Genomic DNA, 24,822 nt, shown 5'->3' with positions numbered 1-24,822 from the left:
CAAGATGTACAACATTTAACTGTTGTTCCAACTTAATCCCACCTCAACACTAGCAAACTATAAAGCGTTGAAATTAAAGAATAAATCAGATTTTATTTGCGCTATAAGAATAGTCGCTCTATAGCGCAAAAAGGCCGGTGATTAAATAATCACCAGCCCTTGCCTGATTTCTCAGGCAGCGAACCTAGCAAAAGCTAGATTACTTAACCTCAACTTCAGCACCAGCTTCAGTAAGTTCTTTAGCAAGAGCTTCAGCTTCTTCCTTAGAAATACCTTCTTTAACTGGAGTTGGAGCAGCTTCAACAAGTGCTTTAGCTTCTTTTAAGCCAAGACCAGTTGCGCCACGAACAGCTTTGATTGCCGCAACTTTATTAGCGCCAGCGCCAGTAAGGATTACGTCAAATTCTGTTTTCTCTTCAGCAGCTTCAGCAGCAGGACCTGCTACCATAGCAGCTGCAGCAGTTACGCCGAATTTTTCTTCCATTGCTTCAACTAGAGCAACAACGTCCATTACTGACATTTCAGCAATTGCGTCAAGGATTTGGTCTTTAGTTACAGACATTACAAATTTCCTAATAATTAACGGACTCTAAGGTCCAAATAAATTTACACCGAAAGGGATTAAACAACTTAAAATTAAGCAGCTTGCTCTTCTTTCTGTACACGTACTGCTTCAATTGTTTTACACAATTTGCCAGCAGACGCTTCTTTCATAGCGCTCATTAAGCGTGCAACAGCTTCGTCGTATGTAGGTAGAGTTGCAAGCATAGCTGCGTCTACTACATTACCTTCAAAAGCGGCCATCTTAAGTTCGAAATGCTCATTCTTTTTCGCGAAATCTGAGAAGATACGCGCAGCAGCACCTGGGTGCTCTGATGAGAAAGCGATTAAGCTTGGACCAACTAATGAGTCAGAAAGGCACTCAAACTCTGTACCTTCAAAAGCACGTTTTGCTAAAGTGTTACGGACAACTTTCATCCAAACACCATTTGCACGAGCTTCTTTACGAAGGGCAGTGATTGCACCAACTGTTACACCACGAGAATCTGCAACAACTGCAGAAAGAGCACCATTGGCTGCTTCGTTGACTTCAGCAACAATTGCTTTTTTGCCTTGAAGATTTAAAGCCATGGGTGTTACTCCTGGTTTAATGGGTTACCGTTTATCGGCTTCCCTGTTTTACTCTTCCCCATCAATAAAGATGGAGATGCTTTTTACGGCGAGAGCCAGAAGATTAGGAAAAATCTATCTGGGGATTCACACCGTCTACGTAGGTAACATTAAGGCCGAAGCCGCCTACGGTCTTGGACGGAAGCCCAATTTATCGCGTTGCCCAAAGGCGCTTCGAAATTATGGACTTCAACCCGAATTCTTTACTTTGCGATTAACTAAATTAATCAACAAAATGGCGCAAAATTATAGTACAAATTTCACGCCATGTAAACACTCAATTAAGCAACAACTGTGCTTAAAGTGCTTTGGTCAACAGAAACACCTGCGCCCATTGTTGTAGAGATAGTTACTTTCTTCAAGTAAACACCTTTAGCTTGAGAAGGTTTAGCCTTCTTAAGCGCAACAATTAGAGCTTCAAGGTTTTGTTGTAACTGCTCAGCAGTGAAATCAACCTTACCAATCGTAGTATGGATGATACCATTTTTGTCATTGCGGTAACGCACTTGACCTGCTTTCGCATTTTTAACTGCTTCTGCAACGTTAGGTGTTACAGTACCAGTTTTAGGGTTTGGCATTAGACCACGTGGGCCTAAGATTTGACCTAGTTGACCAACAACACGCATAGCGTCTGGTGATGCAACAACAACGTCAAAATTCATCTCGCCTTTCTTAACTAGTTCAGCAAGATCTTCCATGCCTACTAATTCAGCACCGGCTTCTTTTGCAGCTTCTGCATTAGCGCCTTGAGTGAATACAGCAACACGAACATCACGGCCAGTACCGTTAGGTAGTACAGTCGCACCACGAACGTTTTGATCAGATTTACGAGCATCGATACCAAGGTTAACAGCAACGTCAACACTTTCTACGAATTTAGCTGTCGCTAATTCTTTTAAAAGAGCAACTGCTTCGTTAATTTCGTAATCTTTAGTTACTTCCACTTTTTCGCGGATAGTACGCATACGTTTAGTTAATTTAGCCATTATCTTAGTCCTCTACGTTCAAGCCCATCGCACGCGCAGAACCTGCGATAGTGCGAACCGCAGCTTCTAAATCAGAAGCTGTAAGGTCTGGTTTCTTTGTCTCAACGATTTCTTCAAGTTGAGCACGAGTTACTGTGCCTACTTTTTCAGTGTTAGGACGGCCTGAACCAGATTTGATACCTGCAGCTTTCTTAAGTAAGTAAGCAGCCGGTGGCGTTTTCATGTCGAACGTAAATGAACGGTCGCCGTAAACAGAGATCACTACAGGAACTGGAGCGCCTTTTTCGATAGATTCTGTACGTGCGTTGAACGCTTTACAGAATTCCATGATGTTTACACCGTGTTGACCTAGTGCTGGACCTACTGGAGGACTAGGGTTAGCCATACCAGCAGCAACTTGTAGCTTGATTAGAGCTTCAACTTTCTTAGCCATTATAAATACCTCATTAGGTGGGTCTTAGCCTTGTGCGCGCGAGGACGCGTACTCTAGCGGCTTCCCAGTTTAAAAATTGGTTTCTCACTTTTTAGTAAACAGTTAAACAAACGTTTTCCCTGAATACAAAAAGGCCGCTGATTATAAGTTAATCAGCGGCCTTTTTCAAGCTTCGTGCCAAAAATTAAGAAACTTTTAACACAACGCTTTAAATCAATTACTTATCTTGTTCAACTTGACCAAACTCAAGTTCAACTGGCGTAGAACGACCAAAAATAAGTACCGATACTTTTACACGGCTCTTTTCGTAGTCAACTTCTTCAACCACACCACTAAAGTCAGCAAATGGACCATCAGTAACACGAACCACTTCACCTGGTTCAAATAATGTTGCTGGTTTAGGCGCTTCAGCGTTTTCTTGTAGGCGATTAAGAATGCGATCAGCTTCTTTAGAACTAATTGGTGCAGGACGGTCTGATGTGCCACCAATAAAGCCCATAACACGTTCAGTGCTATTTACTAAGTGCCAGCTTGCATCGTTCATATCCATTTGTACTAGTACGTAACCTGGGAAGAATTTACGCTCAGACTTACGCTTTTGACCAGCACGCATCTCAACTACTTCTTCAGTAGGAACTAATACTTCACCAAAGCTATCTTCTAGGCCTTTGATTTTAATGTGCTCTAATAATGTTTGAGCAACACGCTTCTCATAACCTGAGAAAGCTTGTACTACGTACCAACGTAGTTTCTTTTCGTTATTCTCATCCGACATGGGATCAGATCTCCAATCCAGTTAAAAAGCCTACAGCGCGGAATAAAATGCCATCTAATCCCCAAAGGATAAGTGCCATAATCACTGTTGCAACCATTACGATTAATGTCGTGTGCGTTGTTTCTTGACGCGTTGGCCAAATTACTTTGCGTACTTCAATACGCGCTTCTTTAGCAAAAGCAAGGAAAGTACGTCCCTTAAAAGTTTGCGAAGCAATAGCTAAACCCGCCGCTATTGCAACCACAACGCCAATAGCACGTAGTAATACAGACTGATCTGCAAACATATGATTACCAACGACTGCGCCTGCAAGTAGCGCAATTGCTACTAACCACTTTACTGACTCCATCCCACTTGATGGTGTTTCTATATTCGTGCTCATAATATTATTACCTTAACTACAGACACAACAACCCTGCACGTCGACAGGGTTAATCCATTAAAATCTAAACTTAAAAACAAGCTTACTCAAACCGATTTTTAGTTCTAGACTTTATTCACTTTGTAAAAATTGGCAGGGGCGGAGAGATTCGAACTCCCAACCGTCGGTTTTGGAGACCGCTGTTCTACCAATTGGAACTACGCCCCTGCAAAGTGGATGCCTATTATACTTACGCAATTCATTAACACAAGAGTAAAAAGATACCCATAACTTAAAATCTCATTGGCCACACTCAAAATCAAACTTAACATTAATAAAAAAGCAGTTTATGATTGTTTCACTTTTAGGAATATTAATAGCACAAGGAAGCGGGTGCATTTACTTCATACACTTTACAAAATCGTGATTCTAAGCGTTTTATGCTTATTTCACAGTGCACTCATCGCGCGCGCTATTCACTTAGATACATACTCTAGTGAACAGGGGTTATCGCAAAATTCGATTACTTGCAGTATCACTGACAAGCAAGGGTTTCACTGGTTTTCGACACAAGGCGGTCTTAATCGCTTTGATGGTTATGAGTTTAAACGCTTCAAGTCTCACCCTACTGAGGCTAGTATTTCAGGAAATTGGGTCACCGATTGTCTTGCTGGCGACCCCCATGCTATCTGGTTTTCTACAGCCAGTAATGGTTTAAACTTACTTGACACTCAAACCGGTCAATTTAAGGTTTTTAATACGCAAACTGAGTTGGCTATTACTGATAATCGCATTTGGTCATTGGCTTCAGATAGTCTAAATAATATTTGGTTAGGCCATGAACATGGAAAGTTAACACGATTAAATATAGTCAAGAATGAAGTAGAGTCATTTAGCTATACTAGCCCCGAGCAAGCTAATACAGTCATACAAGATATTGTCATAGATGCTCAACAGAATATCTGGTTAGCGACCAACGAGGGATTAATTAAATTTAACCCCGAGCTAAAAACGTTTAAACACATAGCAAAGAGCCATAAAAATTTATGGCGGTTACACTTAGATACACAAGGGCAGCTATTACTAGCAAGCAAACAAGGCCTTAGCTTATTTATTCCAACAACAGAGGCTTTTGCGGAGTTTGCTCAATTTGCAGATGTATGGATCACCGATATATTAATTGACGACACCGATACCTTGTGGCTTACAAGTTATGGAAAAGGTTTATTTTACAAAACAGAGCAAAGTACATCTAAAAAGAATTTTCAGCACATACCGCACAATAAACAGCAACTAAATGGGCTTGCTAATGATTACCTTTTGTCAGTCTATCAAGACCAGTTCGGTATCATTTGGATTGGTACTGATGGCTATGGCTTGCAACGTTATGATAAAAAGCAAAATCAACTTTCGCATCAACAGCACTTGAGCGATGACGAGACTACTATTAGCCATAATTTTGTTCGCGCTCTACTTAAAGATTCACAAGGTCGGTTATGGGTTGGTACGCGTGATGGCTTAAACAAACAAACCGACACTGGCTTTAAGCGCTATAAAGTTAACTCAAAATTGCAAAGCGGCCTTACTAATAATAATGTATTTAGCCTGCATGAAGATAACCAACAGCGACTTTGGATTGGTACCTATGGCGGTGGGTTACTGCAATACAATCCAGCTGAAGATAATTTTATTGCCTATACAACGCAAAGTCATCAACTTAGCAGCGATCGTGTTTATGCGATAACGAGTGATCCTAAAGGAAATTTATGGCTAGGTAGCAACCAAGGTTTAACACGCTTTAATCCCGACACCTTAGAGGTTCAACATTACAAGCACGACGACTCAGTAAATAGCCTTGCTAACAATACCGTATTTACCGTGCTCTATGATCACAATGCGAACGGATTATGGGTCGGGACGCGTGCAGGTTTAGACTATCTAAGTATGGCGGATGAATCATTTACTCATTACCCCTCGGATCAGACATCGCAGACTGGTTTAAGCCATAATATGGTCACCTCTTTGCACTTGCAAAATAACGATACCCTATGGGTGGGTACCTTTGGTGGTTTAAACCGCCTTGATAAAAAAACACAAAAAATCTCTTACATTACCGAACATGATGGATTACTAAACGATAATATTTTTGCTATTAAAGATGATAGTAAAGGCCATTTATGGCTAAGCAGTAACCAAGGGCTCACCCGCTATAATCCCACAAATCAAGCTATGCAGCATTTTTTACCTCGTGACGGCGTGCAGCATAATTCGTTTATTTTAGGTGCCGCTTTTCAAGCAGCTGATGGCGAGCTATTTTTTGGCGGAATCAATGGCTTTAATCAGTTTTCCCCTAGTAAACTGCTATTGAGTACTTCAGCTCCAACCCCAGTGTTAACTGAGCTATTAATTTATAACCAAGCAAGTTCAACAAAAAACTATCTAACAGATCAAAAACAGCCAGCAAAACTAATAAATCATACTAAAAAACTCTCTTTTCCAACTAGCCAAGGGGTCATTGGCTTTAAATATTCCGCCGTTAATAATGCCTCATCTGCTAATCAATACCAGTATGCTTACAAGCTAAGTGGTTTAGATAAGCAATTTATCTATACAGATGCAAGCCAACGACAAGTTAACTATTCACAGCTAAGTGCAGGTAATTATCAATTACAATTAAAAGTTAGCGATCAATACGGGCAATGGAGCAAGGTTCACACTATGCTAAAGCTGACAGTAACGCCTCCTTGGTGGCAAACGAAATTGGCGTATGCGGCATACCTTATAATAGTTTTGATTATTACATGGTTAATTTTAGCGTCACGCTATCGAGCTAAAACCGCAGAGCAACTTATTCAACAAGAAAGAAAGCTCAATCAACTAAAGACCCAATTTTTAGATAATATTAGCCATGAACTTAAAACGCCATTAAGCTTAATTTTAGCGCCAGTAGAAAACTTACAACAGCAACAACTCGGTGCTCAAGCGCAACATCAAGTTTCTATAATCAAGCGTAACGGGCTCCGCCTACTTAATTTAATTAATGAGCTATTACAGCTCAGCCAGCGCCCAAGTGCGACTATAGAATATGTATCCGCTTATTCTTTAAGCCCTTTTGTAGCGCAAATAGTAGACGACTTTGCTATTTTGTTTGCCCAAAAAAATATTAATTTTTCCTTTAAAGACACGACGCAACAGCCTAGTTACATAAATTTAGAAACTAAACATACTTTATCTATTATTGATAATTTATTGACCAATGCACTTAAATACACCCCATCAGATGGAACCGTTAATCTAACGCTTTCTAACACAAACAATAATGTTGTTATAACGGTATCTGATACTGGTATTGGTATTGAAGATCACCAGCAAGCGCTTATTTTTGAACGCTTTACTCGTATTGCAACACACAACCAAACAGGCAGTGGTATAGGTCTCGCTCTGGTTAAGCAGCTTGTAGAGCAATACGACGGGCAAATTTCATTAGCCAGTAAAATAAACAAAGGAAGTTGTTTTACAGTCACGTTGCCATTGTGTGAATCAGATAACTTATTAACGGATAAACAACTAGCGTCCTCTCAAACTATGCTGGTAGAAAACAACAAAAAACTACTCATTGTTGAAGATAACGAGGAAATGCGTGAGTTACTGGTTTCATTATTTAGTGATAACTACACCTGCCTCACCGCTAATAATGGAGAAGAAGGGCTAGTGCTGTGCCAAACTCAAATGCCCGATATAGTGCTCAGTGACGTAATGATGCCTACGATGGATGGATATCAACTTCTCAGTGCCATTCGCTCAGATATCTCTATTAATCATATCCCTGTTTTATTACTCTCTGCCAAAGCAGACAGTCGCAGCCGAATAAAGGGGCTTGATTTGCTGGCCGATGACTACCTGTGTAAACCCTTTGAAGCATCATTATTAAAAAGTCGGGTTCATGGCTTATTAGGCATTCGTGATGCGTTAAATAAGCACCTAATAAAACAGTTATCAGCCCAAGCACATGCTGTGACCTTAGATGCACAAATAGAGCAGAATAAAGATTACACGTTTACAGAACGCTTAAAAACAATCTTGCGTGAAAATTACCAAAATGAACTGTTTAGCGTCGAAGAGTTTGCCAGTGCAATGTGTTTGAGCCCTCGTGCACTGCAATTAAAAATGAAAGCACTTTTTGACATTACACCCAGCGATTACATTCGCAATACCCGCTTAGAATATGCAGCAAAATTATTAGCTGATAGCGACTTAACCATAGGTTTAGTTGCAGATAACACCGGCTTTAGTTCTCAAAGTTACTTTGCCCGTTGTTTCAAAGCCAAATATTCACTGACACCAAAACAATACAGAGAAGCACAAACATGTAAAAGTAATTAGCTTCGCGTGTGTACTCAAAGCTTTCGCCTGAGTACTATTTTTAAGCTACTGATTTATTTAAATTAACCTTAATTAGCCATTGCTAAAAAAATAACTACAAATGTAATTAAGCACATAAATTAAGGAAAATCCTATGCTCTCATCCATACAAAAAACGCTACTTGCCACAGCATTAATAACCAGCTTAAGCGCATGCCAAAGCACCTCAACAAACGTTACTTCAAATCAAAACTCGCCTGACATTAATGAAGTAAGCAAACAGCAATACAATGGCCCTAAAGCACGTATCGCCGTGGCGCGTTTCACTGATAAGTCGAATAACTCTAGATGGTGGCGAAAAGAAATTGGTGAAGGTATGGCAGATCAACTTACCACCGCACTTGTTGGCACTAATCGCTTTATTGTATTGGAGCGCCAAGCACTAGATGCTGTGCTTTCGGAGCAAGATTTAGCTGTATCAGGCAGAGTGAGTGCACAATCGGGTGCAGCGTATGGCGAAATTGAAGGCGCTGAAATTGTAGTCGTTGCAGCGGTTACTGAATTTGATGATGACAGTTCAGGGGCAAGTGTTGGTTCAGGCGGCTTTATTGGTGATGTGTTTAGTTCTGTTTCAGCTGGCTTTTCTGGATCGCACATGGCTATTGACCTAAGGTTAATTGATACACGCACTTCACGTATTTTAGCTGCAACTAGTGTTGAAGGCGGTAGTAAAGATTTTAACTTTACCAGCGCAGCAACAAACTTTGGTGGCGCACTGGTTGGAGGGAGTCTTAGTGGTTGGTCAGACACTCCAAAAGAAAAGGCACTACGTGAAGTAATAATTAAAGCCGTTGAGTTTTTAGAAACTAAAATCCCAGACACCTATTATCGCTATAACCAAAACAACACGCTTGCTGCAGGCTATACAGCACCACCACCGCCAAAGGTAGCTAGTAAAAAAGCAGCACCTGCTGCTGTCGCTGTCGATGTGCCGAATCATAGAATGCCACATTATGAAAAAATGGACTTAGCAATGTCTCGTATGAACTTGGTTTGCTTAGGCTATTTAAAAAGCCAACCTGATTATGAAGAGTTTGAAACTGAAGACGTTAAGTACGACCGTCAAACTGTATTAGCACTGCGCGAGTATCAACAAGAAAAGAGCTTGAAAGTAACGGGCCTTGCCGATGAAACAACAAAGAAATCTTTAGATGACTCAAAATGTTTAGCAAAAACTCAACAGTCAGGGCTAGAAAGCTTAGGCAACATGTTTAAGTTTAACTAATCAGCACCTTTGAATTTTAATCAAACAATAAAAAAGCGGCTACTTTATAGCCGCTTTTAATCCACTCGTAATAACTCACCGCGATAAAAATCACACAGTAACCATATTTGTTCAAATTGATGGGTATTTGGAAAACATACTTTTTTGACTGCCGCTTCAAAGTCGCTCTTATGCCAAATAGTACTAGCGTTACGAATTAACAACCACGTACGCTTTGAATAATAACGCTTAGTCGCTTTTTGTTTTAATAAGCGCTCCAACGCTGATTGCAACCGGTGTTCGCTTGGTTGTTGCGCCATGTCGGCTAAATCACGCTGCATTTGTATCGACAGTGGCCGGCCTAACACGGCCATGGCTTCCGTTTCACTGGCGTATAAATGCGCCACCTCTATATCGAGTTGCTGATTTTCTTGATAACAGCTTACATCGGGTCTATTTGGTTCATTGTGCCAAATATGGCGCATATGAATTCCCGTTTGCTGTTCATAACATCGCAAAAACAACTTGGCCGCATCGTGCTCTAATTGTTGTTTTTCGGCATCACTGCTGCGCTTCATTCAACACCTTATAAACGTCATTTAACAGCGATGAAGCGCCAAACCTAAATGTTTCTGGTGCTAAATAATCATGCCCCATAATCTCGGTTGCTAGTTGCAAATAAGCATTTGCATCTACTGCGGTCTTGACTCCACCAGCAGCCTTAAAACCAACTCGCTTTGATGATTTTTTGATGGCTTTAAGCATTATTTCAGTTGCTTCAAGCGTGGCATTTACTGCTACTTTTCCTGTACTGGTTTTTACAAAATCAGCTCCGCCTTGAATGGCAAGCTCGGTTGCTTGAGTAATAAATGCTGCTGTTTTTAGCTCGCCAGTTTCAATGATCACTTTGAGCTTAGCACGGCTGCCACATACCTTTTTACTCTCACTCACGTATTCCAGCACGGTATCGGCTTCACCTTTTAAAAGCGCTTTATAAGGAATAACTAGGTCAATTTCATCGGCCCCCCGCTCTATGGCTATCAGGGTTTCATTGAGTACTTCATTGAGTGGCGCATCACCAGAGGGAAAGTTAGTTACGGTGGCCACTTTTACATGGCTCAATAAGCGATTAGCAAGTGCTATTTTAGCGTCATCAACAAATTCACTAAACACACAAAGCGCAGCAGGCGTTCCTAACTTAGGGTTTATACTGTTTACTAATGCGTTAATACTGGCTTGACTATCATCAGTGTTTAAACTGGTTAAGTCCATTAAGCTAACGGCTAGCGTGGCGTTTTGAGTATTGTTTGTCATTTTATGCCTATGAAATTGTGTGACCTTAAACTATATAAGAGCATCATAGCTTAAACTTGCTATAGCTCATAACCAAACACTATAAGCGCGTTTTTTATACTAAATGTCACTCTACCCCTTACTAAATACGATTTAGACCTAAAAAACATGATTGATATAACTTTTAAGAATATCAACTAAGATTTAATTATTTTTTACTTATCAATAGCCACTATATTCTGCTTCTCAGTTAAACACTTTATTATTTTTAGGGGCGTTATTCAGTGCAATATTTACCTATCTTTACCAAACTCGACAACAAACCCGTATTGGTTGTTGGCGGTGGAGAGGTTGCCTTGCGAAAATGCCGTGCGTTTTTAAAAGCACGTGCCGATGTAACGCTAGTTGCCCCTTGGTTTTGCGAAGAATTAAAAGAACATGCGCATAATAATGAAGTAACATTAATAGATGCCTATTTTGAAGAGTCGCATCTTGATGGCAAAATTTTGATTATTGCCGCCACCGACAACGATGAAGTAAACAACACCGTATTTGAACTCGCCAATGCGCGTAATGTGTTTGTAAACGTGGTGGATGATCAACCTAAATGTACCTTTATTTTCCCCTCTATTGTTGATCGCAACCCAATTACCATTGCGATTTCAAGTGCAGGTACCGCGCCGGTTTTAGCAAGGCGCTTACGTGAAAAGCTCGAAACACTTATTCCGCAGCATATCGGCCCACTCGCTAACTTGGTTGGTGGCTTTCGCCATAAAGTAAAGCAACGCTTTAAACATTTTGCTGATCGTCGCCAATTTTGGGAAGGCGTGTTTGATTCATCAGTAGTAAGCAAAGTCCAAACCGGTGATACCCATGGCGCTGAGCAACAACTAGAGCAAATGCTGGATGCCAAAGTTGAACCAGAAGGCGAAGTATACGTAGTCGGTGCAGGCCCTGGCGACCCAGAGCTACTCACACTAAAAGCGCTGCAACTAATGCAACAAGCCGATGTGGTGGTATATGATTACTTGGTATCCGATGAGATCATGGAATTAGTGCGTCGCGATGCCGATTTAATCTGTGTGGGTAAGCGCTTAGGCGATCACAGCGTAGCTCAAGAAGATACAAATAAGATGTTGGTTGATTTAGCACAACAAGGTAAAAAAGTGTGCCGAATTAAAGGGGGCGACCCATTTATTTATGGCCGTGGTGGCGAAGAAGTCCAAGTACTGGCAGCCAATAACGTAAATTACCAAATAGTGCCAGGTATAACGGCAGCCGCGGGATGTAGTGCCTACGCAGGTATTCCTTTAACGCATCGCGACCATGCTCAGGCTATTCAGTTTGTTACCGGACACTGCAAAAAAGAAGGACAAGAACTTAATTGGCAGTCGCTTGCACAAAAAAACCAAACACTGGCTATTTATATGGGGGTAATTAAATCGCCGCATATTCAAGCCGAGCTATTAAAACATGGGCGAGCAGCAACAACACCAGTGGCCATAATTGAAAACGGCACACGCAAAAATCAACGTGTTGTCACAGGACAGTTAGACCAATTAGCGCAGCTCATTGAGCAGCATCAAATTATTTCACCCGCTTTACTGATTATTGGTGAAGTAGCTTCGCTGCATCAAGAATTACACTGGTTTGGCGAAAAAGCACAGATCAGTAGCTTTGCTCAACCGCTGACAGACGTGGCGTAGTTTAACAGATTTTAATTTAATCATTTTAGTAGGACGACCAACAATGGCTTTAACTCACCTTCAGCAACTTGAAGCTGAAAGTATCAAAATCATGCGCGAAGTCGCCGCTGAGTTTGAGAACCCAGTTATGCTTTACTCAATCGGTAAAGACTCATCGGTACTTTTGCACTTAGCCCGTAAAGCATTTTATCCTGCAAAAATTCCGTTTCCGTTATTACACGTAGACACCAACTGGAAGTTTCGTGAAATGATTGAGTTTCGCGACCGTTTAGCCAAAGAGTATGGCTTTGATTTAATCGTACACAAAAACCCTGAAGGCATCGAAATGGGTGTAGGCCCATTCACGCATGGTTCGGGTAAACATACCGATATCATGAAAACCCAAGGTTTAAAGCAAGCGCTTAACAAGTACGGTTTTGATGCCGCATTTGGTGGCGCACGCCGTGATGAAGAAAAATCACGGGCTAAAGAGCGCGTGTATTCATTTCGTGATAAACACCATCGCTGGGATCCTAAAAACCAACGTCCTGAGCTTTGGAATACCTATAACAGCCAAGTGAATCCAGGTGAAAGTATTCGTGTATTCCCATTATCTAACTGGACTGAACTAGATATTTGGCAATACATTTATCAAGAAAATATCGAAATGGTGCCACTGTACCTTGCTAAAGAGCGCCCTGTAGTAGAACGCGACGGTACCTTAATCATGGTAGATGACGATCGCATGCCGCTTAATGAAGGTGAAGTACCACAAATGAAGTCGGTTCGCTTTCGAACCTTAGGCTGTTATCCACTCACTGGCGCGGTTGAATCAACGGCAAGCAGCCTAACAGAAATTATTGAAGAAATGTTGCTATCGTCGTCATCTGAACGTGAAGGTCGGGTGATTGATCATGATTCAGCAGGCTCTATGGAGAAGAAAAAACGTGAGGGGTATTTCTAATGTCTAACCTAAATAACGATACATTTAACGAAGTAAAAGAAATTGGTATAGACGCTTACCTAGCACGTCAACAAGATAAAAGCTTATTACGTATGCTAACGTGTGGCAGTGTGGATGACGGTAAATCAACCCTAATTGGACGCCTACTGCACGATAGTCACCAAATTTATGAAGATCAGCTAGCTGCACTTCATAAAGATAACGAAAAAGTAGGTAATGCCGGTGAAGAACTTGATTTAGCATTGTTAGTTGATGGCCTACAAGCTGAGCGTGAGCAAGGCATAACAATTGACGTAGCGTACCGTTATTTCTCAACCGCTAAGCGTAAGTTTATTATTGCCGACACCCCTGGGCATGAGCAGTACACCCGTAACATGGTAACGGGTGCATCAACCAGTGATGTTGCCATTATTTTAGTGGATGCACGTTATGGCGTGCAGGTACAAACTAAGCGCCATAGCTTTATTTGTGACTCATTAGGCATTAAACAGTTTGTGGTTGCGGTTAACAAAATGGATATTGTTGATTTTGACGAAACCGTTTATGAAAAAATTAAAGCCGATTATTTAAAATTTGCCGAGCAACTTAACGTATCAAACATTAAGTTTGTGCCTATGTCGGCGCTTAAAGGCGATAATGTAGTAACTCGCTCTGCACACACTCCTTATTACACCGACAAACCATTGCTTGAGCTGTTAGAAGACTCTCCGGCAGCTGAAATCGACACTGGTTTTGAAGCGCGCCTTCCGGTGCAGTATGTGGTTCGCCCTAATTTAAACTTCCGTGGTTTTCAAGGCACGCTGACCTCAGGTAAATTACGCGTTGGCGATGAGATAAAAGTACTGCCTTCAGGTAAAACATCTAACATTAAAGAGATTGTGACTTTTGATGGCAACCTCGACACCGCCGAAGCAGGCCAAGCAATCACGGTTACTCTTAATACTGAAATAGATATTAGCCGAGGGGACGTTATTGTGCCTGCGAATTCGCAAGCTCAAGTAACCAACCAATTACAGGCTAAAATTGTGTGGATGCACGAATCGCCATTAGTACTAGGTAAAAGCTATAACCTAAAACTAGGCAGCAAAAACACCTCGGCCATGGTCACAAAAATAGACCACACTATTGATGTAAACACCCTAGAGCATGGCAGCGCAGATTCATTACAATTAAACGAAATTGCGATTGTGACACTCGAGCTGACCGAGACTATTTTAGCGGATCAGTACCATCACAATCACGAAACAGGTTCGTTTATTCTTATTGACCGTTTATCAAACTTAACGGTTGCAGCAGGAATGATAGAACAGGTACTACAAAGTGAAGAAAATGCGGGTAAATTTAGCGACTTTGAAGTTGAGTTTAATGCCCTAGTACGCAAACACTTTCCACATTGGCAAGCGCTTGATATTTCAAAGCTATAACGTTTAATAACCGCCTGTTAGGAATATTTAAAGCATGGTAGAACAGCTCATTTTAACAGGCATTATGTTGCTTTTAGTCGGGTGCCTATTTGGTACCCGTATTAACCCTGCGTGGTTATTTGTCAGTGCCATAGGCACCAGCTACCTAACCGGGTTAATTGACTTAGAAAGCATGCTGGTTAATTATACTAACCCATCATTAATTACCTTAGTGTTATTAATTTTAGTGTCGATAGCGATAGAAAAAACCACGCTTATTCAACGCTTAGCTAAATCGTTATCCAGTGGTAGTTTAGTTAAATCAGTGACCAAGCTTGGGCTTTCTACAGCGTTTTTGTCTTCCTTTACTAACAATACTGCGGTGGTTGCCTCCTTAATTACCGCCATAAAGGATAACCCAAACCACTCCCCTTCAAAGCTGTTGCTACCCTTGTCGTACACCGCTATTTTAGGCGGTACTATTACACTCATCGGTACCTCTACTAACTTAATCGTAAATGGCTTTGCAGTAGATGCGGGGATGGCGCCATTAGGCTTTTTTGATTTTACCTTAGTGGGTTTAGGCGCACTCAGTGTGGGCTTAATCACTATTTTAGTGATGCTAAAATGCCTGCCCGACAACGGTAAAAATAGCCAAGAGGTGGTGCCTTTTTATTTAGAAGGGAAAGTACAAACCGGCTCTAAACTAATAAACCGCACCGTAGAAGAAAACGGTTTACGCGATTTAAAAGACTTGTTTTTGGCTGAAATTATTCGCGATGGCAATCGCATTTGCGCCGTGACCCCCCAACATATTATTCAACAAGACGACATACTGCTGTTTGTAGGCGATATAAAGTCGGTACCTTTGCTCACTCGCTTTGACGGCTTAAAAGTGGTGCACGACAAACACGAAAAAGACATAGAACACCTCGTTGAAGTTGTCGTTAGTCAGTCGTCTAAATTAATTGGCAAAACGGTAAAAGAAGCCCGCTTTAGAGAGCAATTTCATGCGGCCGTTATTGCTATTCGCCGTGGTCACGACCGCTTACAAGGCGGGCTTGGGCAAGTGCGCTTACAAGCGGGTGATTCATTAATCCTCGCCCCTGGTAAAAGCTTTTATGACTTAACTAACTTAAAGCGCGAATTTGTGTATATTTCAGGGCTTGATTTACAAACACACCTCGGTGCAAAACAATCAAACATTGTATTGTTAAGTTTTGCAGGTGTGCTGGGATTAAGTATTTTAGGCGCCGTACCGCTGGTTAAAGGCTTATTAGTGTTACTTATTGGGCTGATGTTGTGTGGCACGATTAAGCTGAGCGAAATAAAACGCCGCTTTCCTATTGAGTTACTTGCTGTCGTGGGCAGTGCCATAGGTTTAGCTAAGCTGATGATAGGCACCGGCCTTGCTGGGCAAATATCAGACGCCATGTTTGTAGTGCTAGGCGACTTTGGCCCTTATGGCGCGTTTATCGCAATCTTTTTAATGACGGTGTTATTTACCGAATTGATCACTAATAACGCCGCAGCGGCACTGTCGTTTCCGGTTGCCTACTCACTAGCCATTGGCTTTAACGTAGAACCTTTGCCGTTTATTATGGCGGTTGCATTTGGCGCCTCAGCCAGCTTTATTTCACCTTTTGGTTATCAAACTAACTTAATGGTTTATAGCGCGGGTAACTACCGACTAAAAGACTATGTAATGATGGGGCTACCCCTTTCTATTATTTATTCAATTACCGTACTGACTTTGATCCCGCTGGTATTTCCGTTTTAATGCCCGCGTTCATAGCATAAAGAGACACAGCAAATGGATAACAATATTGTTTGGCATAATTACGCCACCACTAAAGTACAGCGCAGCGAACAAAAAAAACATAAGAGCGCTATTATATGGTTTACTGGTTTTTCTGGCTCAGGTAAAAGCACCGTTGCGAATGCTTTAGAAGCGGCACTCAATCAGCAAGGCGCGCACACGTACCTACTTGATGGCGACAATGTACGCCATGGTTTATGTAAAGATTTAGGCTTTAGCGATGCCGATCGCGTTGAAAATATCCGCCGCGTAGGCGAAACCGCCAAGCTAATGGTTGACGCTGGTTTGTTAGTCCTTACTGCGTTCATATCTCCTTTTAAAGCTGAGCGCGACATGGTTCGTGAATTAGTAGATGAGGGTGAATTTATCGAAGTTTTTATCGACACCCCTCTTGAGGTGTGCGAAAGCCGCGATCCAAAAGGCTTATATAAAAAGGCGCGCGCCGGTGAAATTAAACACTTTACTGGGATTGATTCAACTTACCAGCCGCCGGTTAATCCTGAAATAATTTTAGATACCAGTAAAAACACCCTAGACCAATCGGTAGCTCAGCTGATAACGTATCTAAAACATCAGCATATACTATAGGCCCATGTAATGAACCAGACTGAACTGCTAGAAGAAACCCTTATTCTCGCCCGCAAAGCGGGAAGCGCGATTATGGGTATTTACAATAAAGACTTTAACGTTGAGTACAAAGCCGATGAAAGCCCTGTAACCGACGCCGACTTAGCAGCTCATAAGATCATTAGTGCAGGACTAAAAGAGCTCACCCCCGATATTCCTGTGCTTAGTGAAGAAAGTGCCGATATTGGTTGGGATGTACGCCAAACATGGAAAAGCTACTGGCTGGTTGACCCAATCGATGGCACCAAAGAATTTATAAAAAAGAACGGCGAGTTTACCGTTAATATTGCCCTAATCGAAAACGGCAAACCGGTTTTAGCCGTGGTTGATGCCCCTGCACTGGGTGTATCTTATTTAGCCGCCGAAGCCATTGGTGCTTTTAAAGATAAAGGCGATGAGCGCATCGAGCTTAAAGTTACCACCAAGCCTAACAAAGGCCTTATTCGTGTTGTAGGTAGCCGCTCGCACCCTTCCCCTGATTTAGCTGAATTTGTAAAACGCTTTGATGAGGTTGAAATGGTGTCAAAAGGCAGCTCACTGAAACTGTGTTTAGTCGCCGAAGGCAGCGCCGACATTTACCCGCGCTTAGGCCCAACTTGTGAATGGGATACCGGCGCAGGCCACGCCATCGCTGAAATAGCCGGCGCTAAAGTCACTCAACTTAATGGCAGCCCGCTTTTGTACAACACCAAAGATGAGTATTTGAATCCATTTTTTGTGGTATCAGCACTCGAAGAATAAAGGTAGTTGAGCGTAAGTTGGGTTGAGCGAAGCAAAACCCAACAAGCATCTTAAATTACGGGCTACGGGCTTAGAGTCGCGAGCAGCTAAAAGTATAATCAACATAGTAATCAATACCCATTGTTTATAGTGATTTATGTTGATAAGGTCTGAGAAACAACAAAACAAGGATGTGAATATGCGTCATAACTATACAGCAATACTCTTCGTTTTAATTACTCTATCTGGCTGTTCATCTAAACAGCCTTCAAGAATTATAAACGATGTTACTACAATTAATATCCCTGAACTTAATAAGATCTCGAGAGCCGAAATTGGTGATACTTTGCTCGAAAAAAGTATTGCTTATACTTACGAAGGCTTAGAGCTATTCACTACTATAAGTGACGGTGGCTCTTCTCGTGAATATGTGATGACGCCTCATAAACTCCCATTTATTAAAATCGATAACAAGGGGCAAAAATATTATCAAGCATCAGCCAATAACTATTATGTAAACGATATAACTTTTGGCCGGAGAATACCATTATATGGTGAATATTTAATATTAAAGCCAGATGGCTCTTTAGACTTAACAGGTTACTACGATCTTAGTACAGCAGATCCAGTTGCAACACCAGATCCAAAGTTTAAAGTTGGTAAGCTTGTTAACATCTCACAACCAAGTTTCAAACAAGAGCTGATCTATAATGGTAAATCTAAAGATACAGTAAAATTTATGTATCGTGAGTTTTCTAAGGACTTTGCTCGCCCTAGCTTTTCTCAAGAAGTTAATTATGACCTGACTGAGAGTAATGTGATTGGCTTTAAAGGGGCACGCATCGAAATATTAAACGCGACTAATACGAAAATTGAATATAAAGCTCTTAAATCTTTCCCAAATAAATAACCTACAAATCATACAATGCGGTAATTTTTGAAGTTACCGCATTGGCTTAGGGCATAACAAGGCGTTACTTTCAAACAAGCTATACTGTGCTTCATGTATATAATTATTTAACTTCTCCTTATTTTCACCGTTTCTTAGAGCCTTCATAACATCTTGATCTTTTAACTCATTAGAAGGTACTTTTTCTAACAATATTCGCCTTAAATAATCAACATCAGAATGTGTGCAACCAACGGATTGTTCGTGATCTTTACTTGGGTCGAGCTTTAATTTTCCTTCGCTATCTTTTTTAACATCAAGCATGACTTGCAGATAACTATAAATAAACTCAGATTTTATAATGTTACTTTGCGAACTTCCTGAGTCCTCTTTACTTAGCTGAGCTATTTCACGTAATACATTGTCTAAATCATCTTCGTTACTTTTGATTTTAGATTCTAGATAAGAATCAGCTTTACGGTATTGTTCAAAGTAAGTGGGGCTAGTTTCTCGAAGTGCAATAACCATAAGTAAAGAATAGAAATTAACCTCTCCCATTAATTTTTCAGATTGCCACACTTGATTAACTCGTCGTAGTATTTTCTTAAGCTGGCGAAGTGAATCTATAATTACATTAATTTGATCTAATTTATTAGTTTCATGAGTGGGGCAATATCTATAGAGAATAATTTTACTATACTTGTTTTTGGCCTCATCAATACTAGCTCTAGTAAAGCTAGCTAGCGTTTTTCTAAAATCTATTTTTGCAATATCTTCCCTATAATCTGTCGCTTTTGAGATCACTTCAAAATCCTCTGGTTTGTCATTACCCATTGCGACGATAAAGTTGATATTACTTAAATCTTTATTCCTTAACCTATCCAGTAATGCAGCTATATCATTTAGGCGCTTTTCGTTTTCATCACCCGCAACAGGACGGTCAACGTCTTGTAGGGTGATCAATAATTTGTGGTTGGTAACTTCAAGAACATCATTAAGTTTTTGAAAGCTTTGCTCAATATCAACGGGGCCTGCAAGTAGTGTGGATGCAAATTGAAATAGACCGCCGCCTGATTTTAGGGCTTCGGTATAATGTTTTGGTAATGCACGAAAGGCGCACATATCTAAGTGCTGGCTGATATCATCGATAATATGGCTAAGTATAACATGAGCAACACTGCCGCTTGCTGCGCCCCAGGTTGATATATCGCTGTGTATCCAAGTAATCTTGTTTTGTTGTGCTACTTTTAGCTTCTCTTTACCTGATAATTCAGCTTCTACCTTTTTAGATTTTTTGAGCTCATTTGCTATTGCTGAGACAATGCTACTTTTACCACATCCAAATGGACCACACAGTGCAATATGCTGCGCCATATATTCTTCATATTTATCACCACCATTGCGCAGTCGCTCAGTAATACGATTAGCGTAAACCTGCAAATCAGGCTCTAATTTCTCTGTTTGTTTAATAATGGAATCGTCTTGAAACCATTTTCGAAACTCTTTTAAGCTCTCAAGCGTTAATTCAGGTTCTTCTTTTGATTCGACTATCAACTCTGCGCTAGATACTTTTAGCTGCTCACATAGCAAATATACCGACATGGCCAAATAAGCAACGGCTATACAAAAGAACACCCAGAATGCTTGCTCTGTTTCAACTAAGCATATTGCAGAAAATAAATAAAATGCTGATACCGCGCACAGTGCAACTGAAAATATCGGTTTTTCTGTATACAGTTTAGTTTGATAGATAATAGTCGCTGCAGCAGCTAAAAAACTCAGTGACAGAAACTTAAAACTTACAAATGCATGAGCAGTTAATTGAGCTAAAATTTCATTGGAATAAGTTACATACACATAACTAACAATGAAAAATACTCCAAACAATACACTCATTGTCACGGGCGGATATCGCCAGTTAAATCCAATACTGCGTTTAGCGTGAGAAATGTAGAACTTATCCAGCAACAGTTTTATGCCAATACCAGCTAAAAATGCGCTGCTGTAATGCAAAACCGGATTAGCATTTAAAATAGCGCCCAAACTTGAATATGCTTTTTGTACAAAACCGATTTTGCTTAAAAATACGGTAATTGTTGCAGCGGTAATTGCGCACAATAAAAGGGAAAACCAACGCGTGGCTGTAATGGGGAGTGTTTTAACTTGTAACAACTTAATATCCTTATCAATACGTTACCTTGCCAGTGTATACCTTATATTTGTCGATTTGAACAGTCAGTGCTATCCATGATAATTTTTGTTCTTAGATTGAATAATATCGTATATCAACGTTTCACATTATTTATAGATAAAGATAAATACATAGATTTTATACAAGGAATAATAAATGCTCGGATTAATTCGCTATATAGTAGAGCTATGTCCGGAAGTTAAAGGACAACTTATGCTAAACGGTAAACCAGTAGCAAACCAACTTATCCAAAGAGGCTTAACCTTAGAAAATGAGGAGATAGATGAAGCCTATACGGATAAACTCGGTTTTTACTCATTTCCCGCTAAATCAATTAAATCACGTAAGCCTGGCAATATATTTTATGAGTCAATGATCAGAGTAGTAATAGTGACTCACTTTGAAAGTCATCAGCATACTTTATGGTTTGGAATTCAACATGGACTTAAAACCCCAATTGAATTACAAAAAAGACTAAATAATTTAAATGCAGATTTAAGCGCTGAAGAAATAAAACATCAAATCATTGATTCAGAAGCACCAAGCGGCGAGCATAATATTTCAAGTATTTGTCGTTGGACAAATTAAATCGTACAGGAAATACATTGATGTTTTATTCTGTTTATGGATAATCATCAAAATATGGATTATTAATTATCAACAAGGGATGTCGAATGCTTGGTCTAATTAAATATAAAGTTGAGCTTTGCCCAGAAGTAACAGGCCAACTTTCAAACAATGGGATTCCACTAGCAAATCAGCTCGTTGAACGTAGCTTGACCTATGATGATGAAGAGCTAGACAGTGTATATACTAATAGCGAAGGCTATTTCTCTTTCCCAGAAAAATCTTTAACCTCTCGCAAACCTGGTAGTATTTTTCATGAGCCTGTAGTTAGAATAATTATAGACTTAGAAAAAGATGGCAAGATTTTTAATCTGTGGATTGGGTTTCAGCATGGACTAAAAACACCTAAAGAATTTAAAAGACTTCTTAAAAATTTAAATGCCGATTTAACAAATGATGAAACCAAACATCACCTTATAAACCCTGAAGATTCATTGGATGAGCACTTCATTAAAAGTATTGCTCGTTGGGAAAAACAAGATTAAAAGGATTTACCGTGGCAACATTATCACCCATTTTATGCGCTGAACTTGCTAAAATTTCTTATGATATAAAAAAACCAGACCGAAGAGGTCGATACACAGTTATTGCATCAAACTATTTAGAAAATATTTTTTCCTTTGATTTATCCAACGGTCCGATAAAAGGAGTTTCAGGCGGAGCAATGGCCCATGCAACAGGTCATCAGACGGGTTTTGTATTAGTTGGCAAAGGCACCTCTCCAGCTGGTCGCATGAACCCATTTAAAAACGATTTAGTACTTGCCATACGCGGAACTGCATCAATATACGATGCATCTACTGACTGTAGAGCTAATATAAGTGTGTGTGATGGAGGGCATAGTGTACACGCAGGGTTTAACACTTTGTTTGAAACTTTGAAATTACAATTAGCCCCTCTATTACGTGAATTAAAGCCTAATGCTACAGTTCACTGTGTTGGTCATAGTCTGGGCGGCGCAGTTGCCTCATTAGTAGCTGATTGGGCAAAACGACGTTTTAGTTCAGACGTTAAGTTATATACTTTTGGAGCTCCAAAGGTAGGCTTAACTAATTTCGCATTAAGTACGACTAATACTCTTGAACCAAAAAATATATTCCGCTGTGTAAATGGTGGCGATGTAGTACCAATGGTCCCTTTTTGGCCATTCATGCAAGCTCCATACAACGCTCCTGAATACAAAATGGACAACAACCAAATAATTGTGCCTTGGCACCACTTGATGAGGTACTACACCCGAAATTCACAAAAGCAGTCTTGGGATAGCATCAATAAGAGGGTAACATTTAACCCATTTAAACGTGTTACCTTAGACATTACCCACGCAAGCCAAGTCCAACCTTCTATTTATTGGATGAACCGTTTAAGTGAGGCTTTAATGACTCTATTACGCCAAGCAAAGCTTGGAGCGCTGAATGCGCTGCAGTCTGGGGTTTCAAACGGCTTAAGCTTATACGACAAAATTGCGATGATCTTAGCAAACAACAATTTTCACACCGTAGACTTAACAGGCCCAATAAATGGTTTGCTTGCATGCATGCTTGCATTTGCAGGATATGCACGAACAAAGATAAAGGAGTTATCAGCTGAGTTTATTAAATGGGTATTTGAGAAAACATTACAAATGGTCAATAAAATAGCTCAAAAAGCACTGTCTGCAGTAGAGTAGCTGCTGGAGTTAGACATAGTGCATTGTAAGAAAAATTTTCTTTGCAATGCACTGTACTAAATAACTCATTCCAATTCATGATCATTATTGCGTGTTATTCACGCATTTCGCAGCATAATCCTGCACTAATTGCGCAGCTTTTTAACACTGTTTCATATTCGTGACAGTCAGTAACTAATACGCTACAACAAATTTATATCCAAGACATAAAAACACATGAAATGAGTGCCTAAAAACTATATTCTTCGGCGCAATTATTATGATAAATAATGGATACACACACATGACAACATCTCAAGGTGCAACGCTTTCAAATGCACCAGCACAAGACGCACACACGTCTAAATCAAAATGGAATCTGCATGATACGCAGTGGACACTTAGTCTTTTTGGCACCGCAGTAGGTGCAGGTATTTTATTTTTACCGATTAACATTGGTATTGGTGGTTTTTGGCCGCTGATTATTATGGCGTGTTTAGCCTTTCCGATGACCTTTTTAGCCCACCGTGGCTTGGCGCGTTTTGTATTATCGTCAAAAAATAAAGAGGCTGATTTTACCGATGTGGTAGAAGAGCACTTTGGCGTAAATGCGGGTCGACTGATCTCCTTGTTATACTTTTTATCAATTTTTCCTATTTTGCTTATTTACGGTGTGGGTTTAACCAATACGGTAGACAGCTTTATGGTCAATCAGCTAGGGATGGAGTCGCCGTCACGCGTTGCGTTATCGGGTATCTTAGTTGCGCTGATGATTGGCTTAATGATGGGCGGTGAGCGCTTAATGCTGCGCGCCTTTGCTATTTTAGTGTATCCGTTAGTGGGTATATTATTCTTTTTATCGCTGTATTTAATCCCAAGCTGGCAAATGCCGGATACAAGTTTGCCTGAGCTAGGCAGCTTTAGTAAAACACTTTGGTTATCAATTCCTATTATTGTATTTTCGTTTAGCCATGCAGCGGCTATTTCAAGCTTTGTTAATAAACAACGCAGCCACTACGGTGAACTAGCAACGTCTAAGTCAGAAGCGATTCTAAAACGTACTAGCTTATTATTGATCACCTTTGTTTTGTTATTTGTGTTCTCATGTGTGTTATCACTTACAGGTGAACAAATGGCAGAAGCCAAAGCGGCAAACGTTTCTGTTTTGTCTTACTTAGCTAATATTACAGAAAACTCATTCATTGCAACGTTGGGACCTTTGGTTGCCTTTATTGCTATTATGTCGTCGTTTTTAGGTCACTTTTTAGGGGCGCGCGAAAGCTTTACCGGATTAGTAACTAAACACTCAAGCATGAGCCCTAAAGTGGCTGACAAAGTGGGTGCGGTACTGATGTTTTTTGCTATTTGGTTCTGCGCGGTTAAAAACCCAAGCATACTAGATATGATGGATCAGTTATCGGGCCCAATCATTGCGATGATTTTATTCATTATGCCAATGATTGCGGTTTACAAAGTACCTAGCTTACAAAAATACCGTAACCGTTTAAGTACCTTATTTGTACTGGCGGTCGGTTCGTTAGCCGTTTGTGCGTTACTGTACAGCATGCTTAGCTAAACGTTTTGACTCTAAAAAGCCCAGTATTT

The 24,822-nt window shown here is 40.4% G+C and carries 22 protein-coding genes and 1 tRNA gene; 13 read left to right on the top strand and 10 right to left on the bottom strand.

All coding sequences use genetic code 11. The features are described from left to right. Window positions 1-199: 199 nt before the first annotated feature. The 7 genes from rplL to QL984_RS12880 form a co-directional block, all read right to left on the bottom strand. The gene (gene rplL / locus QL984_RS12910; RefSeq protein WP_013463847.1) at window positions 200-562 is read right to left on the bottom strand and encodes a 50S ribosomal protein L7/L12; all 363 of its coding nucleotides are present in this window, start codon (window positions 560-562) and stop codon (window positions 200-202) included. 74 nt (window positions 563-636) lie between these two features. Beyond that, complete coding sequence (gene rplJ / locus QL984_RS12905) at window positions 637-1,131, bottom strand: 50S ribosomal protein L10 (protein WP_013463846.1); 495 nt, start codon at window positions 1,129-1,131, stop codon at window positions 637-639. Between the two features lie 320 nt (window positions 1,132-1,451). Continuing rightward, window positions 1,452-2,156, bottom strand: coding sequence for a 50S ribosomal protein L1 (rplA, locus tag QL984_RS12900; protein ID WP_013463845.1), 705 nt, complete (start codon window positions 2,154-2,156; stop codon window positions 1,452-1,454). Between the two features lie 4 nt (window positions 2,157-2,160). Beyond that, window positions 2,161-2,589, bottom strand: a complete 429-nt coding sequence (rplK, locus tag QL984_RS12895; RefSeq protein WP_008108462.1) for a 50S ribosomal protein L11 — start codon at window positions 2,587-2,589, stop codon at window positions 2,161-2,163. 217 nt (window positions 2,590-2,806) lie between these two features. Further along, entirely contained in the window at window positions 2,807-3,364 is a 558-nt protein-coding gene (nusG, locus tag QL984_RS12890; RefSeq protein ID WP_013463844.1) for a transcription termination/antitermination protein NusG, read from the bottom strand. Window positions 3,365-3,368: 4 nt separating this feature from the next. Then, on the bottom strand, window positions 3,369-3,746 hold the full coding sequence (gene secE, locus QL984_RS12885) for a preprotein translocase subunit SecE (RefSeq protein WP_013463843.1): 378 nt from the start codon (window positions 3,744-3,746) through the stop codon (window positions 3,369-3,371). Between the two features lie 130 nt (window positions 3,747-3,876). Further along, window positions 3,877-3,953 (bottom strand) — tRNA-Trp (locus QL984_RS12880). A 165-nt stretch (window positions 3,954-4,118) separates the two neighbouring features. Between QL984_RS12880 and QL984_RS12875 the strand changes: the two genes are divergently transcribed. Then, window positions 4,119-8,108, top strand: coding sequence for a hybrid sensor histidine kinase/response regulator transcription factor (locus QL984_RS12875; RefSeq protein ID WP_290172851.1), 3,990 nt, complete (start codon window positions 4,119-4,121; stop codon window positions 8,106-8,108). A 133-nt stretch (window positions 8,109-8,241) separates the two neighbouring features. Further along, window positions 8,242-9,372: a CsgG/HfaB family protein gene (locus QL984_RS12870; protein ID WP_138764702.1), complete on the top strand. Its 1,131-nt coding sequence runs from the start codon at window positions 8,242-8,244 to the stop codon at window positions 9,370-9,372. Window positions 9,373-9,428: 56 nt separating this feature from the next. On the opposite strand, the gene QL984_RS12865 is transcribed toward QL984_RS12870, so the two are convergent. Then, window positions 9,429-9,929, bottom strand: a complete 501-nt coding sequence (locus tag QL984_RS12865; RefSeq protein WP_013463840.1) for a hypothetical protein — start codon at window positions 9,927-9,929, stop codon at window positions 9,429-9,431. Next, on the bottom strand, window positions 9,913-10,665 hold the full coding sequence (deoC, locus tag QL984_RS12860; RefSeq protein WP_028835951.1) for a deoxyribose-phosphate aldolase: 753 nt from the start codon (window positions 10,663-10,665) through the stop codon (window positions 9,913-9,915). Before deoC ends, QL984_RS12865 begins: the two co-directional genes overlap by 17 nt. A 263-nt stretch (window positions 10,666-10,928) precedes the next feature. On the opposite strand from deoC, the gene cysG reads away from it, so the two are divergent. The 7 genes from cysG (at window position 10,929) to QL984_RS12825 (ending at window position 18,772) form a co-directional block, all read left to right on the top strand. Next, window positions 10,929-12,350: a siroheme synthase CysG gene (cysG, locus tag QL984_RS12855; RefSeq protein ID WP_016900055.1), complete on the top strand. Its 1,422-nt coding sequence runs from the start codon at window positions 10,929-10,931 to the stop codon at window positions 12,348-12,350. A 43-nt stretch (window positions 12,351-12,393) separates the two neighbouring features. Further along, entirely contained in the window at window positions 12,394-13,293 is a 900-nt protein-coding gene (gene cysD / locus QL984_RS12850) for a sulfate adenylyltransferase subunit CysD (RefSeq protein WP_013463837.1), read from the top strand. Then, entirely contained in the window at window positions 13,293-14,717 is a 1,425-nt protein-coding gene (cysN, locus tag QL984_RS12845) for a sulfate adenylyltransferase subunit CysN (protein WP_028835949.1), read from the top strand. The genes cysD and cysN overlap by 1 nt, the downstream gene beginning before the upstream one ends. A gap of 34 nt (window positions 14,718-14,751) precedes the next feature. Then, complete coding sequence (locus QL984_RS12840; protein ID WP_138686476.1) at window positions 14,752-16,476, top strand: SLC13 family permease; 1,725 nt, start codon at window positions 14,752-14,754, stop codon at window positions 16,474-16,476. Window positions 16,477-16,509: 33 nt separating this feature from the next. Beyond that, complete coding sequence (gene cysC, locus QL984_RS12835) at window positions 16,510-17,103, top strand: adenylyl-sulfate kinase (RefSeq protein ID WP_013463834.1); 594 nt, start codon at window positions 16,510-16,512, stop codon at window positions 17,101-17,103. A gap of 9 nt (window positions 17,104-17,112) precedes the next feature. Next, a complete protein-coding gene (cysQ, locus tag QL984_RS12830) occupies window positions 17,113-17,883 on the top strand; it encodes a 3'(2'),5'-bisphosphate nucleotidase CysQ (protein WP_138764701.1) in 771 nt (256 codons plus the stop codon). A 178-nt stretch (window positions 17,884-18,061) separates the two neighbouring features. Further along, complete coding sequence (locus tag QL984_RS12825) at window positions 18,062-18,772, top strand: hypothetical protein (RefSeq protein ID WP_138764700.1); 711 nt, start codon at window positions 18,062-18,064, stop codon at window positions 18,770-18,772. A 33-nt stretch (window positions 18,773-18,805) separates the two neighbouring features. Here the strand turns inward: QL984_RS12825 and QL984_RS12820 are convergent, their stop codons facing one another. Beyond that, window positions 18,806-20,923, bottom strand: a complete 2,118-nt coding sequence (locus QL984_RS12820; RefSeq protein WP_290172849.1) for an ATP-binding protein — start codon at window positions 20,921-20,923, stop codon at window positions 18,806-18,808. Between the two features lie 175 nt (window positions 20,924-21,098). Here QL984_RS12820 and QL984_RS12815 point away from each other — a divergent pair, with 175 nt between their 5' ends. The 4 genes from QL984_RS12815 (at window position 21,099) to QL984_RS12800 (ending at window position 24,793) form a co-directional block, all read left to right on the top strand. Next, entirely contained in the window at window positions 21,099-21,530 is a 432-nt protein-coding gene (locus QL984_RS12815; RefSeq protein WP_024602223.1) for a DUF6795 domain-containing protein, read from the top strand. A gap of 86 nt (window positions 21,531-21,616) precedes the next feature. After that, window positions 21,617-22,054, top strand: a complete 438-nt coding sequence (locus QL984_RS12810; protein WP_024602224.1) for a DUF6795 domain-containing protein — start codon at window positions 21,617-21,619, stop codon at window positions 22,052-22,054. Window positions 22,055-22,065: 11 nt separating this feature from the next. Beyond that, window positions 22,066-23,238, top strand: a complete 1,173-nt coding sequence (locus tag QL984_RS12805; RefSeq protein WP_024602225.1) for a lipase family protein — start codon at window positions 22,066-22,068, stop codon at window positions 23,236-23,238. Window positions 23,239-23,521: 283 nt separating this feature from the next. Continuing rightward, complete coding sequence (locus QL984_RS12800; RefSeq protein ID WP_028835945.1) at window positions 23,522-24,793, top strand: aromatic amino acid transport family protein; 1,272 nt, start codon at window positions 23,522-23,524, stop codon at window positions 24,791-24,793. Window positions 24,794-24,822 lie beyond the last annotated feature (29 nt).

Origin of the sequence: Pseudoalteromonas sp. APC 3495 (assembly GCF_030407645.1) — a bacterium.
Lineage (GTDB): Bacteria > Pseudomonadota > Gammaproteobacteria > Enterobacterales > Alteromonadaceae > Pseudoalteromonas > Pseudoalteromonas tetraodonis.
The sequence above is the reverse complement of the archived record's forward strand: the minus strand, read 5'-3'. Positions and strand labels throughout refer to the sequence as shown.